This is a genomic window from Nocardioides sp. JCM 18998 (assembly GCF_055391535.1).
Window position 1 is genome coordinate 3,984,048 of the sequence record NZ_AP043886.1, and the last position, 16,798, is coordinate 4,000,845.

At 72.5% G+C, this 16,798-nt stretch carries 12 protein-coding genes; 7 read left to right on the forward strand and 5 right to left on the reverse strand.

All coding sequences use genetic code 11. The features are described from left to right. Positions 1-2: 2 nt before the first annotated feature. Positions 3-1,757, reverse strand: a complete 1,755-nt coding sequence (gene hutU / locus ACZ5L9_RS18735) for a urocanate hydratase (RefSeq protein WP_464530779.1) — start codon at positions 1,755-1,757, stop codon at positions 3-5. Continuing rightward, entirely contained in the window at positions 1,754-3,328 is a 1,575-nt protein-coding gene (gene hutH / locus ACZ5L9_RS18740; RefSeq protein WP_464530782.1) for a histidine ammonia-lyase, read from the reverse strand. Before hutH ends, hutU begins: the two co-directional genes overlap by 4 nt. 283 nt (positions 3,329-3,611) lie before the next feature. Between hutH and ACZ5L9_RS18745 the strand changes: the two genes are divergently transcribed. From ACZ5L9_RS18745 to ACZ5L9_RS18770, 6 genes are all read left to right on the forward strand, one after another. Further along, entirely contained in the window at positions 3,612-5,522 is a 1,911-nt protein-coding gene (locus ACZ5L9_RS18745; RefSeq protein WP_464530786.1) for a glycosyltransferase family 2 protein, read from the forward strand. Further along, on the forward strand, positions 5,519-6,733 hold the full coding sequence (locus ACZ5L9_RS18750; protein ID WP_464530789.1) for an acyltransferase family protein: 1,215 nt from the start codon (positions 5,519-5,521) through the stop codon (positions 6,731-6,733). Before ACZ5L9_RS18745 ends, ACZ5L9_RS18750 begins: the two co-directional genes overlap by 4 nt. A gap of 57 nt (positions 6,734-6,790) precedes the next feature. Beyond that, positions 6,791-7,540: an IclR family transcriptional regulator gene (locus ACZ5L9_RS18755; protein WP_464530791.1), complete on the forward strand. Its 750-nt coding sequence runs from the start codon at positions 6,791-6,793 to the stop codon at positions 7,538-7,540. 254 nt (positions 7,541-7,794) lie between these two features. Next, positions 7,795-9,363: a GAF domain-containing protein gene (locus ACZ5L9_RS18760; RefSeq protein ID WP_464530795.1), complete on the forward strand. Its 1,569-nt coding sequence runs from the start codon at positions 7,795-7,797 to the stop codon at positions 9,361-9,363. Between the two features lie 53 nt (positions 9,364-9,416). Then, the gene (locus ACZ5L9_RS18765; RefSeq protein ID WP_464530798.1) at positions 9,417-9,947 is read left to right on the forward strand and encodes a macro domain-containing protein; all 531 of its coding nucleotides are present in this window, start codon (positions 9,417-9,419) and stop codon (positions 9,945-9,947) included. A gap of 152 nt (positions 9,948-10,099) precedes the next feature. Then, positions 10,100-11,590, forward strand: a complete 1,491-nt coding sequence (locus tag ACZ5L9_RS18770; RefSeq protein ID WP_464530801.1) for a DHA2 family efflux MFS transporter permease subunit — start codon at positions 10,100-10,102, stop codon at positions 11,588-11,590. Here the strand turns inward: ACZ5L9_RS18770 and larC are convergent, their stop codons facing one another. Genes larC through larB form a run of 3 tightly spaced genes read right to left on the reverse strand, consistent with a single transcriptional unit; the run spans position 11,591 to position 14,384 of the window. Further along, positions 11,591-12,835: a nickel pincer cofactor biosynthesis protein LarC gene (gene larC, locus ACZ5L9_RS18775; protein ID WP_464530804.1), complete on the reverse strand. Its 1,245-nt coding sequence runs from the start codon at positions 12,833-12,835 to the stop codon at positions 11,591-11,593. Then, on the reverse strand, positions 12,832-13,659 hold the full coding sequence (larE, locus tag ACZ5L9_RS18780) for an ATP-dependent sacrificial sulfur transferase LarE (RefSeq protein ID WP_464530807.1): 828 nt from the start codon (positions 13,657-13,659) through the stop codon (positions 12,832-12,834). Before larE ends, larC begins: the two co-directional genes overlap by 4 nt. Continuing rightward, positions 13,656-14,384, reverse strand: a complete 729-nt coding sequence (larB, locus tag ACZ5L9_RS18785) for a nickel pincer cofactor biosynthesis protein LarB (RefSeq protein WP_464530812.1) — start codon at positions 14,382-14,384, stop codon at positions 13,656-13,658. Before larB ends, larE begins: the two co-directional genes overlap by 4 nt. Before the next feature lie 101 nt (positions 14,385-14,485). On the opposite strand from larB, the gene ACZ5L9_RS18790 reads away from it, so the two are divergent. Beyond that, a complete protein-coding gene (locus ACZ5L9_RS18790) occupies positions 14,486-16,798 on the forward strand; it encodes an HAD-IB family hydrolase (RefSeq protein ID WP_464530816.1) in 2,313 nt (770 codons plus the stop codon).

Genomic DNA, 16,798 nt, shown 5'->3' on the forward strand with positions numbered 1-16,798 from the left:
GCTCAGCCCTCCTCAAGGGACTGGGCGCCTCGACCAGCTCGGCGTCCGTGGTCGGTCTCAGCCATGGGGATGCGGACGCCGCGCTCGGCGGCGACCTCGGCGGCGCGCTCGTAGCCCGCGTCGACGTGCCGGATGATGCCCATGCCCGGGTCGTTGGTCAGCACCCGCTCGATCTTCTGCGCGGCCAGATCGGTGCCGTCGGCGACGCAGACCTGGCCGGCGTGGATGGAGCGGCCCATGCCGACGCCGCCACCGTGGTGGATCGAGACCCAGGTCGCGCCGGATGCGGTGTTGACCAGCGCGTTGAGCAGCGCCCAGTCGGCGATGGCGTCGGAGCCGTCCAACATCGCCTCGGTCTCGCGATAGGGCGAGGCGACCGAGCCGCAGTCGAGGTGGTCGCGACCGATCACGATCGGCGCCTTGAGCTCGCCGTTGCGCACCATCTCGTTGAACTTCAGCCCGGCGAGGTGGCGCTCGCCGTACCCGAGCCAGCAGATCCGAGCCGGCAGGCCCTGGTAGTGCACCCGCTCCTGTGCCATCCGGATCCACGTGTGCAGCCGGGCGTTGTCGGGGAACAGCTCGAGGATCGCCTCGTCGGTCTTGCGGATGTCCTCCGGGTCGCCCGACAGCGCCGCCCAGCGGAACGGGCCCTTGCCCTCGCAGAAGAGCGGACGGATGTACGCCGGCACGAAGCCCGGGAACTCGAAGGCACGGTCGTAGCCGCCCTTGCGGGCCTCGTCGCGGATCGAGTTGCCGTAGTCGAACACCTCGGCACCGGCGTCCTGGAACTCCACCATCGCCCGTACGTGCGCCGCCATCGAGGCCTGCGCCTCCTTGATGAAGCCCTCCGGGTCGCGCGCCGCGCGCTCGTGCCACTCCTCGAACGGCACGCCGATCGGCAGGTAAGACAGCGGGTCGTGCGCCGAGGTCTGGTCGGTGACGACGTCGATCGGCGCCTTGCGTGCCAGCAGTGCCGGGAAGACCTCGGCGGCGTTGCCGAGCAGGCCGATGGACAGTCCACGCCTGGCATCGCGGGCCTCGACCGCCAGCTCGAGCGCGTGCTCGATCGAGTCGGCCTGCACGTCGAGGTAGCGGTGCTCGATGCGGCGCTTGATCCGCGAGTCGTCGACGTCGATGCAGATCGCGACGCCGTCGTTCATGGTGACGGCGAGCGGCTGCGCGCCACCCATGCCACCGAGGCCGGCGGTGAGGGTGATGGTGCCCGCGAGCGTGCCGCGCTCGCCGGTGATCGAGCCTGTCGAGATCTTGTCCGCGACGGCCGCGAAGGTCTCGAAGGTGCCCTGGAGGATCCCCTGGGTGCCGATGTAGATCCACGACCCTGCGGTCATCTGGCCGTACATCGTCAGACCGAGGTCCTCGAGGCGGCGGAACTCCTCCCAGTTGGCCCAGTCGCCGACCAGGTTGGAGTTGGCGATCAGCACGCGCGGCGCCCACTCGTGGGTGCGCATCACGCCGACCGGCTTGCCGCTCTGGACCAGCATCGTCTCGTCCGGCTCGAGGTCGCGCAGCGTGCGCACGAGCGCGTCGTACGCCTCCCACGACCGCGCCGCGCGGCCGGTGCCGCCGTAGACCACCAGGTCCTCGGGGCGCTCGGCGACCTCGGGATCGAGGTTGTTCATCAGCATCCGCAGCGGGGCCTCGGTCTGCCACGACTTCGCGGTCAGCTCGGTGCCGGTGGCGGCGTGGATGGGCAGGCGTGCGTTCGCCGAGCTTGTCGAGGCGGTCGAGACGTTCATGCGAGTTCTCCGATCACGCTCGCGACGGTCGCCGTGACGTGGCGGCCGACGACGAGCTGGTAGGCGATGTCGATGTCGGGGGCGAGGAAGCGGTCGGTGCCGGGGCCCTCGACGCCGGCCTCGCGCAGCAGCGCCACGACGGCACCGGTGGCGGGGCTCGGGGTCGTCCCGGCGGTCGAGCCCGTCGAGACCCGCAGGTCCAGCGCGCGGGCGGCGGTCATCAGCTCGATGCCCAGCACGCGGGCCAGGCCGTCGACCGAGCGACGCAGCTTGCGGGCGGCCGACCAGCCCATCGAGACGTGGTCCTCCTGCATGGCGCTGCTCGGGATGGAGTCCACCGAGGCCGGGTTGGCGAGCCGCTTGAGCTCGGAGACGATCGCGGCCTGGGTGTACTGGGCGATCATCAGGCCCGAGTCCACGCCCGGGTCGTCGGCGAGGAACGGTGGCAGGCCGTGGTTGCGGGAGGTGTCGAGGAAGCGGTCCGTACGCCGCTCGGCGATCGAGGCGACGTCGGCGGCGACGATGGCCAGGAAGTCGAGCACGTAGGCGACCGGTGCGCCGTGGAAGTTGCCGTTGGACTCCACCCGTCCCTCGGATCCCTCGCCGACCAGCACCACCGGGTTGTCCACGGCCGACGCGAGCTCACGCCCGGCGACCGTGACGGCGTGGGCGACGGTGTCCCGGGCGGCGCCGTGCACCTGCGGCGAGCAGCGCAGGGAGTACGCGTCCTGCACCCGGTTGCAGTCCGGGCCGCGGTGGGAGGCGACCACGCCGGAGTCGCGCAGCAGCGCGGTCAGGTTCGCGGCCGAGAGCGCCTGGCCGGGATGGGGTCGGATCGCCTGGAGCTCGGGCGCGAAGACCCGGTCGGTGCCCAGCTGGCCCTCCACCGACATCGCGGCGGTGACGTCGGCGACCTTGAGCAGGTCGGTCAGGTCGTCGATCGCCAGCGCGAGCATGCCCAGCATGCCGTCGGTGCCGTTGATCAGGGCGAGGCCCTCCTTCTCGACCAGCTCGACGGGCTCCAGGCCGGCGGCGGCGAGCGCGTCGGCCGCCGGCATCCGGGTGCCCTCGGCGTCGAAGACCTCGCCCTCGCCCATCAGGGTCAGCGCGCAGTGCGCGAGCGGCGCCAGATCGCCGGAGCAGCCCAGCGAGCCGTACTCGTGCACGACGGGGGTGATGCCGGCCGAGAGCATGCCGGCCATCAGCTGGGCGGTCTCGCGGCGCACGCCGGTCCGACCGGTGGCCAGGGTGGAGAGCCGCAGCAGCATCAGCGCGCGCACGACCTCGCGCTCCACGACGGGGCCGGAGCCGGCCGCATGCGAGCGGACCAGCGAGCGCTGCAGCTGGGTGCGCAGGTCGCTGGGGATGTGCCGGGTGGCGAGAGCGCCGAAGCCGGTCGAGACGCCGTACACCGGCGTCTCGGAGGCCGCGAGCGCGTCGATCGCCCTGCGTGCGGTGTCGATCGCCGTGAGCGCATCGGCACTCAGCTCCACCGCGGCGCCGTGCCGGGCGACCGCGACGACGTCGTCGATGGAGAGCGGTCCGACGCCGACCGTGATGAGTTCAACCATGGCTCCATTGCAGCGCCGCCGGGCCGACGGAGCCAGACCGCGGCACGCGAACGTGTCTCATATCCGAGACTGCCCCGTGTGGCGAACACCACTCCGGCTTCCCTTAGATGGGGCATGCATGCCCTCTCGCCCGTTCTCTACGCTCGAGAGGAGTCACCCGTCGCGATGTACTCGCTCCGGACACGGTCAACGGCGACCGGTCGTCCCACCCTTCCCGTCCAGGAAATGCGCCCCCTTCGAAGGGGGTGGACCGCAAGGCACCTCGACCAGATCGGATCGACCGATGGCCACCTTCCGGTGGGCGCCTGTGTCGCGCCCTGAAGCACGTCATGCCCAACACCCGGCCCAACACCCGACCCAGCACCCCGTCGACGAGCACCCCGACGCGAGGCAGGCGGGCGTCCTCGCCATCCTCGCGGTCCCGCACAGCCGTGCCGACAGCCATCCGCAGGCGGAGGCCGCGGACGCTGCGGCGAGCGACGCGATCCTCTCCGAGGCGATCCTCGGGCGGATCAGGCCCTTCCTGCTCGAGGGAGAGACCAGCATCGCCGACGCGGACGACCACCAGGTCCGCGTCACGCTCGCGCGCCAACCGCGACGGCACACCTCCGCCCGGCTCGAGGCGATGTGTCGGGCTCTGTCCGTGGAGCCGTTCACCTCCCCCGACGGCGCCGCGCAATGGGTCCGTGCGGGAACGAGCTGGTCCCACCGGCGACCACGCTCGCTGACGGCTCGAGCGACCCTGCTGACCCGGGTCCAGGAGACTGCGCACACGGCCTCCGGACTCGGCGACCTGGTGGCGCGCCACGTCGGCACCACCTCGCTCCGGGTACGCCGCACGCACAGCGCGGTGCTGTGGGTCCAGATCCTCGCGGCGTTCGCACTGAGCCTGGTGGTGCCGTTCCTGATCCTCGTCGCCAGCTACCGCGCCGGCGTGGACCTCTCCTCGGTCCTCTATTGGTTCGTGGTGATCGCGCTTGCCTTCACCGCGGGTCTGATCTGGATCGAGTCGCTGCACGCGCTCACCCCACCCACGCCACCACCAGCCGTCGCGCCGCCTCCACCGGCCACGGCGATCGTCGCGGCGTACCTGCCCAACGAGGCCGACACGATCCTCGACACGCTGACCACCTTCCTGGCCCACGAGTACGGCGGAGGGCTGCAGATCGTCCTGGCCTACAACACCCCGCAGACCCATCCGATCGAGGACGAGCTGGCCGAGCTGGCGCGGCACGATCCGCGGCTGGTCCTGCTGCGTGTGGAGGGAAGCACCAGCAAGGCGCAGAACGTCAACGCCGCCATGCCGCTGGTCACCGGCGAGTTCGTCGGCATCTTCGATGCCGACCACCACCCCATGCCCGGCGCCTTCGACCGGGCGTGGCAGTGGATCGGCTCCGGGATCGACGTCGTCCAGGGGCACTGCGTCGTACGCAACGGCGCGCACTCCCTGCTCGCCAAGATGGTGGCGGTCGAGTTCGAGCAGATCTACGCCGTCAGCCACCCCGGACGCGCCTCGATGCACGGCTTCGGGCTGTTCGGCGGCTCGAACGGCTTCTGGCGCACCTCGGTGATCCGCTCCATCCGGATGCGCACGGACCGACTGACCGAGGACATCGACTGCTCGATCCGCGCCACCCGCGAGGGGCACCGCATCGTCAGCGACCCCGGCCTGGTCTCGCTCGAGCTGGCCCCCACCTCGGTGCACGCGCTGTGGCGCCAGCGGCTGCGCTGGGCGCAGGGCTGGGTGCAGGTCTCCGCCCGCTACCTGGCGCGCACCGTCGCCTCGCCGACGCTCACGCTGCGCCAGCGCTGGGGCGTGGTGGTGCTGCTCGGCTGGCGCGAGATCTACCCGTGGATCTCCCCGCTGCCGATCCCGCTGCTGGCGTTCCTCGCCTGGCGCGACGGCGTACTGCACTGGTCGGCGCCGCTGTTCTTGATGACGACGCTGTTCACCCTCGTCGCCGGTCCGCTCCAGGTGATGTTCGCCTGGCGACTGGCCGTCCCGCGCATCCGACGGCACCGGTGGTGGTTCGTGGGCTACCTGGTGTTCTCCCTCGTCGCCTACACCGAGGCCAAGAATCTGGCCATGCGCGTCGCGCAGATCAAGCACGTGTGCGGCGAGCGGGAGTGGACCGTCACTCCGCGCGACCTGCGCGCGGTGGAGCAGGAGCCGCTCGAGGTGGTGGCGGCATGACCGCGGCCACGCTCGCGCCGGATGCCGGCCCGCCGGTCGCCCCGGCCGTACGCCGCTGGTTCCCGCTGGAGAGCGTGCGCGGGATGGCGGCGCTGTCGGTGGTGTTGTTCCACTCCTACCAGAACCAGCTCGGCGACATCGCCGGGGTCGGCGGCCGCCTCTCCCTGACGACCCGGCTGCTCGCCACCGTCAGCGACCTGGCGGTGGACCTGTTCTTCGTGCTCAGCTCGTTCGTGCTCTTCCTCCCCGTGGCCAGGTCCGCGCTGAGCGCTGAGCCACCTCGCTCGGCGATCGACATGCTGCTGCGTCGCTTCGCCCGGCTGGTGCCGCTCTACTACACGGTGGTGTTCCTGGTGTGGGGCATCACCAACACCCGGCTGCCCGGCAACTGGCACGACCTGCTGCTGCACCTGACCTTCACGCAGGTGCACAGCGAGACCTACATCTACTGGACCGACGGTCCGGCCTGGTCCCTGGCCGTGGAGTTCCACTTCTACGTCCTCATGGCTGTGGCCGCAGTGGTGATCGGCCGGCTGTGCCGGCGCGTCTCCACGCGACGCGCACGGCTGCTGATCCTCGCGGTCTTCCCGGTCTCGATGATGGTCCTGGGCACCGCCTGGATGGGCTACCACGCCCTCGTGGCGCGCACGCCGTACACGGACTGGCCGGTGTGGTTCGGCCCGCTCGCGAAGGGGATGGCCTTCGGCTCCGGGATGATGCTGGCGCTGGTGACGGCGGCCGGGGTCGAGTTCCGCGCCGCGTGGGTACGGCCGGCGGCGTGCCTCGCGGCAGGGGCTCTGGTCGCGGTCGCGGTGACCCTCCGCTCCGACGACGTGGCGACCGAGTGGCTGCACTACCTGGACATCGCGGCGTCGGTGCTGGCGGTCGGTGCGCTGGTCCTGGCCCGCCGCCGCGATCCGAGGTGGCTGCTGTGGCGGCCCCTGGTCCTCCTCGGCGCGATCAGCTACGGGGTCTACCTGCTGCATGAGCCGATGATGCGGATCCTGCGGGCCGGCGGTGTGCTGCCGGCGCGCGACGGGCAGCTGGTCGACGTCTGGATCACCGCGACCGCCGTGTCGGTCGCCGCGATCGGGGCGGCGTGGGTGAGCAACCGGGTCATCGAGCGCAACGGGCTGCGCCTGCTGGCGCAGTTCGACGGCCGCGGCCGGATGCGGGAGTACTACCCCCACCTGGTGGCCAGCGGCTTCTGACCTGACGGGGCGCCCGCCGCCTCCACGGCGCCGCGTCGGACGTGGCACGCTCGGCACATGAGTCAGGTGCCGGCCGCCACCCGGGCGCTGCGCGTGCTGCGCTTCCTCGCCACCCAGGCCGACCCGGTGCCGATCGAGGCGGTGATGCGGGCGTGCGAGCTGCCCCGCAGCACCGCATACCACCTGGTCAACGCGATGATCGACGAGGGCTTCGTGGTCCACCTGGCCGACGAGCGACGCTACGGCCTCGGGGTGGCGGCGTTCGAGGTCGGCAGCGGCTACAGCCGGCAGGGGCCGCTGCAGCGGATCGCGCGCCGGCCGCTGGCCCAGCTGGTCGATCGCGTCGGCCACAGCGCTCACCTCGCGGTGCTGCACGGCCGCGACGTCCTCTACGTCGTCGAGGAGCGCGCGCCCGGCCGGCCACCGTTGGTGACCGACGTGGGCGTACGTCTGCCGGCGCACCTGACCGCGAGCGGTCGCGCCATCATGGGCGGCCTCTCCGCCAGTCAGGTCCGAGCGCTGTACCCCGACCGGGCGGCCTTCGCCGACCGTACGGGCCACGGCCCGCAGTCCCCCACCGCCCTGCGGACCGTGCTGACCGAGCAGCGGCGCCGCGGGTACGCCGTGGAGGACGGCGAGGTCACCCAGGGCATGGCGAGTGTGGCGACGGCGGTCCGCGATCACAACCGCCACCCGGTCGCCGGACTCGCGATCACGTTCCCCCGGGACGAGGCCGACCCGGACGAGGTCGCCCGGCTGCTCACGCACACGGCGGACCTGTTGTCGCGCCGCCTGAGCGGACGCTGACGGCGGCCCCAGGTAAAGATCTGATCATTGACCTTGAAACACCTCACCCGTCTGGACCACCGGCCGATCGCTCACGTGCTACCCCCTATCCCCTACGCCCGACTCACCTCGGCGAGGTGTTTCCCACGGTCCACGCGTGACTCGGCACCGACGCGGAGAAGCACGCTCATCACGTGATCGTCGCGACGAGCCCGATCGGCACGTCGCGACTCGGTCGCAGCCTCCCCCAGGCGATCCCCCAAGGAGCACCACCCGTGAGCATCAACCTAGCCGTCCCGACCCCGCGGCCCTCGCCCGATCAGGTGGACGATCCCGCGGTCGCCGAGGCACGTCAGAACACCTGGGCCATCACCGCGGTGCTCGAGGCCCTGCGCGGCGCGACCACGGTGGACGAGGCCATCGACGCGGCGCTGCGGACGGTACGCGAGCGGTTCGCGTGGGCCTACGCGTCGTACTGGTCGCTCAGCGAGCAGGATCGCCTCCTGGTCTTCGCGCAGGAGTCCGGCGATGCCGGCGAGGAGTTCCGCCGGGTGACGAGAGCCGCGTCGTTCGCCGAGGGCGTCGGCCTCTCCGGCCGGGCCTGGCACGCCCGTGACCTGATCTTCGTCGCCGACCTCGGCCGGCTGACCGACTGCGTGCGGGCACCGGCCGCCCAGCGCGCCGGCGTCCGCAGCGGGATCTGCCTGCCGATCCTCGTCGCCGGCGAGATCGCCGGCACGATGGACTTCTTCACCACCGAGCACCTCGAGCCCTCGCAGGAGCGCCTCGCCGCCCTGCGCACCGTCGGCACCCTCGTCTCCCAGACCATCGACCGGCTGGCCACGAGCGCCGACCAGGAGCGCTCCGCCCAGGACATCGCCGCCGTCACCACCGTCCTGCGAGAGATCTCCCAGGCCACCAGCGCCGAGCAGGGGATGTCGCTCGCGCTCGAGACGATCCGGCGCGACTTCGGGTGGGACTACGCCTCCTACTGGCGCATCGCCGAGCACGACCGTGCGCTGCACTTCGTCCAGGAGTCCGGCAGCGTCAACGAGGAGTTCCGCCGCGTCACCCGGACGGCGTCGTTCGCCGAGGGCGTGGGTCTGTCCGGCCGCGCCTGGGAGGCACGCGACCTGGTCTTCGTCCCCGACCTCGCCGAGCTGACCGACTGCGTGCGCGCACCCGCGGCCGGCCGGGCCGGCGTGAAGTCCGGGGTCTGCCTGCCGATCGTCGTACGCGGCGAGGTCGTCGGCACCATGGACTTCTTCGCGACCCGTACGCTGACCCTCTCCGAGGGTCGGCGCAGCGCCCTGCGCAGCACGGCCGTCCTGCTCGGCCAGGTGATCGAGCGCTTCGACGCCGCCGGTCGCCTCTCCCGGGCCGGCCAGGAGCTGGTCCTGTCGATCGAGGAGGTCGAGCGGCACGTGGTCGCGGCGACCTCGGTCGCCCAGCGGGGTGGCGCGCTGGTCCAGGGCGCGAACCAGGACATCGCCGATCTGCGGGTGGCCAGCTCCCAGATCGGCGACATCGTCAAGGTCATCCAGACGATCGCCTCCCAGACGAACCTGCTCGCGCTCAACGCCACCATCGAGGCCGCCCGCGCCGGCGAGGCCGGTCGCGGCTTCGCGGTCGTGGCCGGCGAGGTCAAGCAGCTCGCCTCCCAGACCGCCGCGGCCACCACCACCGTCGAGGACAACGTCTCCACGATCCAGTCACAGGTCACCCGCCTCGTCGACTCGCTGCGGCAGATCGACTCCTCGGTCCAGGAGATCAACGAGACCCAGCACAGCATCAGCGAGGTGCTGGCCGAGCAGGCCAACGTCACCCGGGCCATCCTCGACTGAGCGAGGCCGACTCTGACCCTGCGGAAGGACCGTGGCGGGCTAGGGTGACCGGGGTGCGCATCACCGTGGTCGAGGGCGACATCACGACGCAGCAGGTGGACGCCGTCGTCAACGCGGCCAGCCGCGCGATGCGCGGCGGTGGCGGCGTCGACGGGGCGATCCACCGCGCGGGCGGTCCCGCGATCCTCGAGGACTGCATACGGCGCTTCCCCGACGGGCTCGCGACCGGGGACGCGGGCTGGACGACCGCCGGCCTCCTGCCCGCACGCTGGGTCATCCACGTCGTCGGACCCGACTTCACCGCCGGCGAGCGTGATCGGTCGCTGCTGACGTCCTGCTACGCCCGGGCGCTGGAGGTCGCCGACGAGCTGGACGCGGCGAGCATCGCCCTTCCTCTCGTCAGCGCCGGCGTCTACGGCTGGCCGAAGGACGACGCCGTCGCAACCGCCGTCGCGGCGCTCTCGTCGGCGGCGACAGGGGTCGCGGAGGCCCGGATGGTGGCGTACGACCACCCCACCTACAGCGCCATCGCCCTAGCCATCGCGAGGGTCGCGCGCGGGGCGATCGTTAAAAGGTCGGGCTGATGGTACTCACGGGGAACATGTGACCCACGCCACTGGTTGCGTGAGAATGGGGCGCGTCAGGTGCCCCGTCGATGAGCTCCACCACCGGGTTCCTTCGGCATCGCCCCGGCACCCGGCCCCGCCATCCTCAGGACAATCCGAAGGGATCTCCCATGGCATCCTCCACACCTCAGCCCGGTGCGCGGACGAGCTATCCCGATCACATCGACGCGGCCGTCCTGAAGGTGGCCGGCGTGGTCGTGCTCGGCGCCATCATGTCGATCCTCGACATCACGGTCGTGAACGTCGCGCTCCCCACGTTCCAGCACGTCTTCGCCGACGACGGCCAGGTGCTCGCCTACTCCCACGTCGCCTGGACGGTCACCGGCTACACCCTCGCCCTCGCCACCGTCATCCCGCTCACGGGCTGGGCCGCGGATCGGTTCGGCACCAAGCGCCTCTACATGACGGCGATCCTGCTCTTCTCCGCCGGCTCCGCGCTGTGCGCCGCCGCCTCCAGCATCAACATGCTGATCGCGTTCCGAGTCGTGCAGGGACTCGGCGGCGGCATGCTGATGCCGCTCGGCATGACGATCCTGACCCACGCGGCCGGACCCCACCGGATGGGCCGGCTGATGGCGATCCTCGGCGTGCCGATGCTGCTCGGCCCGATCATGGGCCCGATCCTCGGCGGCTGGCTGATCCAGGTGGCCAGCTGGCACTGGATCTTCCTGATCAACGTGCCGCTCGGGGTGGCGGCGCTGATCTACGCGTACGTCGTCCTGGACAAGGACGCCCCCGAGCCTTCCGAATCCTTCGACTTCGTCGGCATGGCCCTGATGTCCCCGGGCCTGGCGCTGTTCCTGTACGGCGTCTCCTCCCTGCCCAGCCACGGTGGTGACCTCGGCGACGCCCACGTGTGGCTGCCCGGCCTGGTCGGGCTCGCGCTGATGGGGACCTTCGTGTGGTGGTCGTTCCGTCCCCGCCATCCCCTGCTGGACCTGCGGCTGCTCGCCAACCGCAACCTGGCCGTCTCGCTGGGCACGATGTTCCTGTTCGCCGGGGCGTTCTTCGGCGGTCTGCTGCTGGTGCCGACGTACTTCCAGGAGATCCGCGGCGAGTCCACGCTCCACGCCGGCCTGCTGGTCGCGCCGCAGGGGCTGGGCGCGATGATGACGATGCCGATCGCCGGGCGGCTCTCCGATCGGGTCCCGATCGGGCGGATCGTGCCGGTCGGCCTGCTCCTGATCCTCGTCGGCATGTTCGGGCTCACCCAGATCACCGACACCACGTCGTACGGGGTGATCATCGCCGTCCTCGTGGTGATGGGCTGGGGCATGGGCGCGACGATGATGCCGATCATGACCACCGCGCTGCGGACCCTGCGCCCCCACGAGATCGCCCGTGGCTCCACGCTCCTCAACATCAACCAGCAGATCGCCAGCTCGGTCGGCGTCGCGACGATGTCGGTGGTCCTCACCAACCACCTGTCGGGCGCCAAGGGCCCGGCCGACGCGGCCGGCGCGTTCGCCGACACGTACTGGGTCGCCTGGGGCGTGATCGTGGTGGCGCTGCTGGTCTCGCTGCTGCTGCCGCGCCGCCAGGAGGCGGTCGTGCCTGCCCACGGCGAGGACGACGAGGCGCCGCCGGTCGCGATCCTCTGATCAGGCCCGATCGGGGGTTGCGCCCCACAGCGCGTGCGCGGCGTGGATGGCGGCGGCCAGGACGGCCTTCTCCGGCCGCCCGGTCGCCGTCGCCACCCGGGCGACGTCGTCGTACTCCGGGGTGGCGCTGACGACCGCGCCGTCCAGCCGGGCCAGCTTGACCCGCACCCGGGAGCCGAGGACGTCGACCTCGGCGGTCTCGCGCGGCAACGGCAGCTTGTCGACGGAGCGACGGCGCAGTCCGATGGTGCTGGTGTGGGTCAGCAGCACCCGGGCCAGGGTCGCCGTCAGGGACGGCGGCGCGAGCACCGAGACGGTGTGCGCCGGGCGGCCCTTCTTCATCACGATCGGTGTCAGCCAGGCGTCGTCGGCGCCGGCCGCGAGCAGCGCGCCGAGCACGCCCGGCCACAGCCGCGGATCGAGGTCGTCGACGTTGGCCTCCAGCACGCAGGCCGGCTCCGCCTCGGGCAGCGAGTCGCCGGCGTCGGTCGGGGCGGCTTCGGTCGGGGCGGCGTCAGACGGGGCTGGGCCGATGACGAGCCGCAGCAGGTTGGGATGGCCCTCGGGATCAGCCGAGCCGGCCCCCGCCCCGGTGAGCTCCGGCACGATCGGCGGCATCGCGCCGAAGCCGTCGGCGAGCGTGACGACCACGGCGACGCCGGTCGGGGTGGCCAGCTCACGCTCGATCGGGCCGCCGTGCGAGGGCGCACCGGCCGAGCGCAGCAGCTCCAGGACCGCTGGTACGGGCACCGGGAGGGAGCCGTGGGCGGCCCGCACCCGCCCTCCGCCGAGCGCGATCGGACCGCACACCAGCCGCTCCACGCCCAGCCAGTGCAGACCCGCCACCGCTCCGACGACGTCGGCGATGCTGTCGAGCGCGCCGACCTCGTGGAAGCCCACCTCGTCGGGCGAGACCCGGTGCACGGCGGCCTCGGCGACGGCGAGCGTACGGAAGACGTCACCCGCTCGCTCCCGTACGGGCGCGTCGAGTCGCTCCAGCAGCGCGAGGATGTCGCCCAGGCGGCGGTGGTGGTGCGACTCCGCGACCTCGACGCGGACCCGGGTGCCGCCGATCCCGGCGCGGGTCACCTGCTCGGCGGAGAGCACGACCGTCTCCGGCAGCCTGAGCGCGTCGATGGTCTCCTGCAGGACCTCGATCGGGACGCCCGCGTCGAGGCACGCGCCGAGCAGCATGTCGCCGCTGACGCCGCTGCTCGCGTCGAGCCAGCCGACGCGCCGGGTCACCGGGACTCGTTCATCGAGCCGGAGCGGAAGCCGCGATCGTCGAGCTCGACCGTCGTGAACCCCGTCACCGCGGCCAGCACCTCCGGGCGGCCGGACAGCTCGCCGACCAGGTCGTGGTCCACCTCGACGCGCGCGCGGTCGCCGAGGTCGCGGACCCGGAGGTCGCGCACGGCCAGCCCGGCACCGGACAGCGCGGCCCGCAGGTCCCGTTCCGCCCGCTCGACGCGGCCCAGCCGCAGCGGGGTGATCTCGAGTCCGTAGGCGACCCGGCTGGCCAGGCAGGCCGCTGCCGGCTTGTCGGCCGTGACCAGCCCCCACGAGCGGGACAGCGCACGGACCTCGTCCTTCGTCAGGCCCGCGTCCGCGAGCGGCGTGACGGCACCGGCGTCGCGTGCGGCGCGGATGCCGGGCCGGAAGCGATCGCGTACGTCGTCGGCGTTGGTGCCGGTCGCGACAGCGGCCAGCCCCAGCTCGACAGCGAGCGGGCCGAGCACCGAGAGCAGCTCGGCCTTGCAGTGGAAGCACCGGTCGCGCCCGTTCTCGGCGTATCCCGGTCGCGCCATCTCGTCGGTGCGCGGCGTGTGGAGCACGACCCCGAGGCCCGCGGCGAACGCCCGGGCGCCGTCGAGCTCGCTGGCCGGCAGGGAGGCGCTGATGGCGGTGGCGGCGGCAACGCGGGAGGCGCCGAGGGCACGGACAGCCGCGGCGAGCACGAGCGCGGAGTCGGCGCCCCCGGAGAAGGCGACCAGCACCGAGCCGAGCTCGCCGAGCCCGGCCTCCAGTGCTGCGGCCTTCTCCTGCAGCGTCTCGTCCAATACGGTCATCGGTCCTGCTCGCGTTCGTCGGACGCGCGTCCGTTGAGGAAGCGCACCGCGGCACATGCGGCGCCGAAGCCGTTGTCGATGCCGACCACCGTGATCCCCGGGCTGCAGGAGGCGAGCATCGAGAGCAGCGCCGTGACGCCCTCCAGCCCGGCGCCGTAGCCGGTGCTGGTGGGCACGCCGATCACCGGGGCACGGGTGAGTCCGGCCGCCACGCTCGCGAGTGCGCCCTCCATGCCGGCGACCACGAGGACGACGTCGGCGGCCGCCAGCGCCTCCTGCTGGGCGAGGATCCGGTGCAGTCCGGCGACGCCGACGTCGGCGACGAGCCGGGTGCCGACGCCGTACGCCTCCAGCACCGCCGCCGCCTCGTGGGCGACGGGGAGGTCGCTGGTGCCGGCGGTCAGGACCAGCGCCTTGCCGGGACGGGGCGGCTGCCGGCGCCACACCAGCGTCTGGAGCCCTGTGGATGTGTCCGCACCGGCCGTGTCGCTGCTCATCGTGTCGGTGCTCATCGTGTCGGTGCTCGTCGCGCCGGGGCTGGCCGCGATGGCGGCGGCGGCCTGCTCGGCGGAGGCCCGGGTCAGCAGCACGGGGCCGGTCCCGGGGCCGGCGAGCAGCTCGGAGACCGCGGTGGCACACTGCTGGGGTGACTTCCCCGGGGCATAGACGGCCTCTGCGACGCCGGTGCGCTGCTCGCGGTGGTGGTCCACACGGAGGTCTGTCACGTCGCCGATCCTTGCACAGCGCACCAGCCCCACCCTCCCCTCCTTCCCCTATCCGGACATAGTGTCGACTTCGGATCCCCGCATATGGAAGGTTCGTCACCATGACCTCTGACCCGGCCTGCCAGGAGGCGCGGCCGCCCGTCCGGGCGAGTCTGGCGGGGCAGCACCTGCTCCTCACCGGAGTGACCGGTTTCGTCGGCGAGGCGCTGCTGCACCTGCTGCTCACCGAGGTCCCCGACGTCCGGGTCTCGGCGCTGGTGCGCTCGAAGGGCTCGACGTCCGGGCAGGCCCGGATCGCCAAACTGCTGGCCAAGCCCATCTTCGCCGACGCGGTCGAGGCCGCCGGAGGCGTCGACGCGCTGATGGCGCGTCGCCTCGCCGTCGTCGAGGGTGACCTGGCCGATCCTCCCGCCCTCCCCCGCGACCTCGACGCCGTCGTGCACTGCGCCGGCGACGTCTCCTTCGACCCGGCCGTGGACGACGCCTTCCGGACCAACGTGGTCGGAGTGCGTGCTCTGCTGGCCAGGGTCGAGGAGGCCAGCCCCGCAGCGCACTACCTGCACGTGTCCACCGCCTACGTCTCCGGACGCCGGCGCGGCCACATCCCCGAGGGACCCGTCGAGCACGACGTCGATCTGGACGCCGAGCTCGCCTGGGGCCTCGGGCAGCGCACCGAGATCGAGGCACGCTCCCGGCAGGCCGACGTCCTCGTCGACCTGCGCAAGAAGGCCGAGCGCGAGCACGGCCGGGCCGGCCTGGTGACCGCTGCCGCCTCCGCCGAGGAGGAGCGCAAGCGGTGGGTCCGTCACGAGCTGGTCCGGGTCGGGACCGAGCGCGCCCGCAGCCTCGGCTGGACCGACTGCTACACCTTCACCAAGGCGCTCGGCGAGCGCGTCGTGGAGGCGTACGCCTCCGCCGGGCACCGGGTGACCATCTACCGCCCGAGCATCATCGAATCGGCCCTCGAGCGCCCGCGCCCCGGCTGGATCGAGGGCTTCAAGATGGCCGAGCCACTCATCCTGGCGTACGGCCGCGGCGAGCTGCCGGTCTTCCCCGGCAACCCGGACACGACGGTCGACATCGTCCCGGTCGATCAGGTCGTCAGCTCGATCGTGGCGGCGCTGGCCTACCCGCCCGAGCCGGGCGAGCCGGCCTACTTCCATCTCGCCTCCGGACACCGCAACCCGCTCAGCTTCGGCGAGCTGGTGGACCTCGTGCGCGCCTACTTCGAGAAGGAGCCGTTCACCAACGGCGAGCGGGGCGCGGCCCGGCTGCCCGAGCGGCTCTTCCCGGGGCCGGCCGTGGTCGAGCGGATGCTGCTGACCGGCGAGCGGGCGCAGCGGGCGGCCGACTGGCTGATCACGCGGGTGCCGCGCAGCGAGCGCACCCGGGCGATGGCCCGCACCATCGACTCCCAGGGGCACCGGCTGCGGTTCCTGCGGCGCTACCTCTCGCTCTACGAGGAGTACGCCCAGGCCGATCTGCGCTTCGTCGACGACCGGATGAAGGCGCTCCACGACTCGCTCGGGCCGGAGGACCGCGCGACCTTCGCGTTCGACACCGCGACGATCGACTGGAAGCACTACCTGTACGACACCCACATCCCGGCCGTCACCCAGCCCATCCGCGACCTCGACGCACTCCGCTCGCGCCGCAAGCCCGCCTCGAGCAGCCGGCTCCGGACGATCGAGCGGCCGTCGGGCGACGCGGCCGCCGAGCCGGGGGTGGCCGCGTTCTTCGACATGGACGGCACCCTGCTGTCCTCCAACGTGATCGAGACCTACCTGTGGATGCGGCTCGGCGAGCTGCCGGCAGGCGGCCGCCTGGGCGAGCTCTCCCGGGTGGTCGCGAGGCTCCCCCGCTGGGTGCAGGCCGACCGCCGCGAGCGCGGCGGCTTCTTGCGCTCGGTCTACGAGCAGTACGCGGGGGCACGACTCGCCGATCTCGAGGCGATCGCCGACGGGGACCTGACCCAGCACGTGCTCTCCCGGCTCTCCCCCGACGCGGTCAGGCGCATCCGCGAGCACCGGGCGGCCGGGCACCGGACCGTCCTGGTCACCGGGGCGATCCGCCCGTTGACCAGGCCGCTCGCCCCGCTCTTCGACCACATCGAGGCGGCCGACCTGGCCGTCGACCGGGCGGGCGTGTGCACGGGTCGTCTCTCCTCCTCGCCGCTGGTCGGGGAGGCACGCGCCGCGTTCGCCCGGGCCTATGCCCGCGAGCACGGCCTCGACCTGGCCGCCTCCTTCGCCTACGCAGACTCCCACTCCGACCTGCCGCTGCTGGCGGCCGTCGGCCGACCGGTGGCCGTCCGTCCCGACGTGTCGCTCTACCGGTACGCCACCAGGGCGCACTGGTCGATCGTCGACTGGTCGTCGTCCGCGGCCACCGCGCGGATCCCGGGGGTGCGCTGA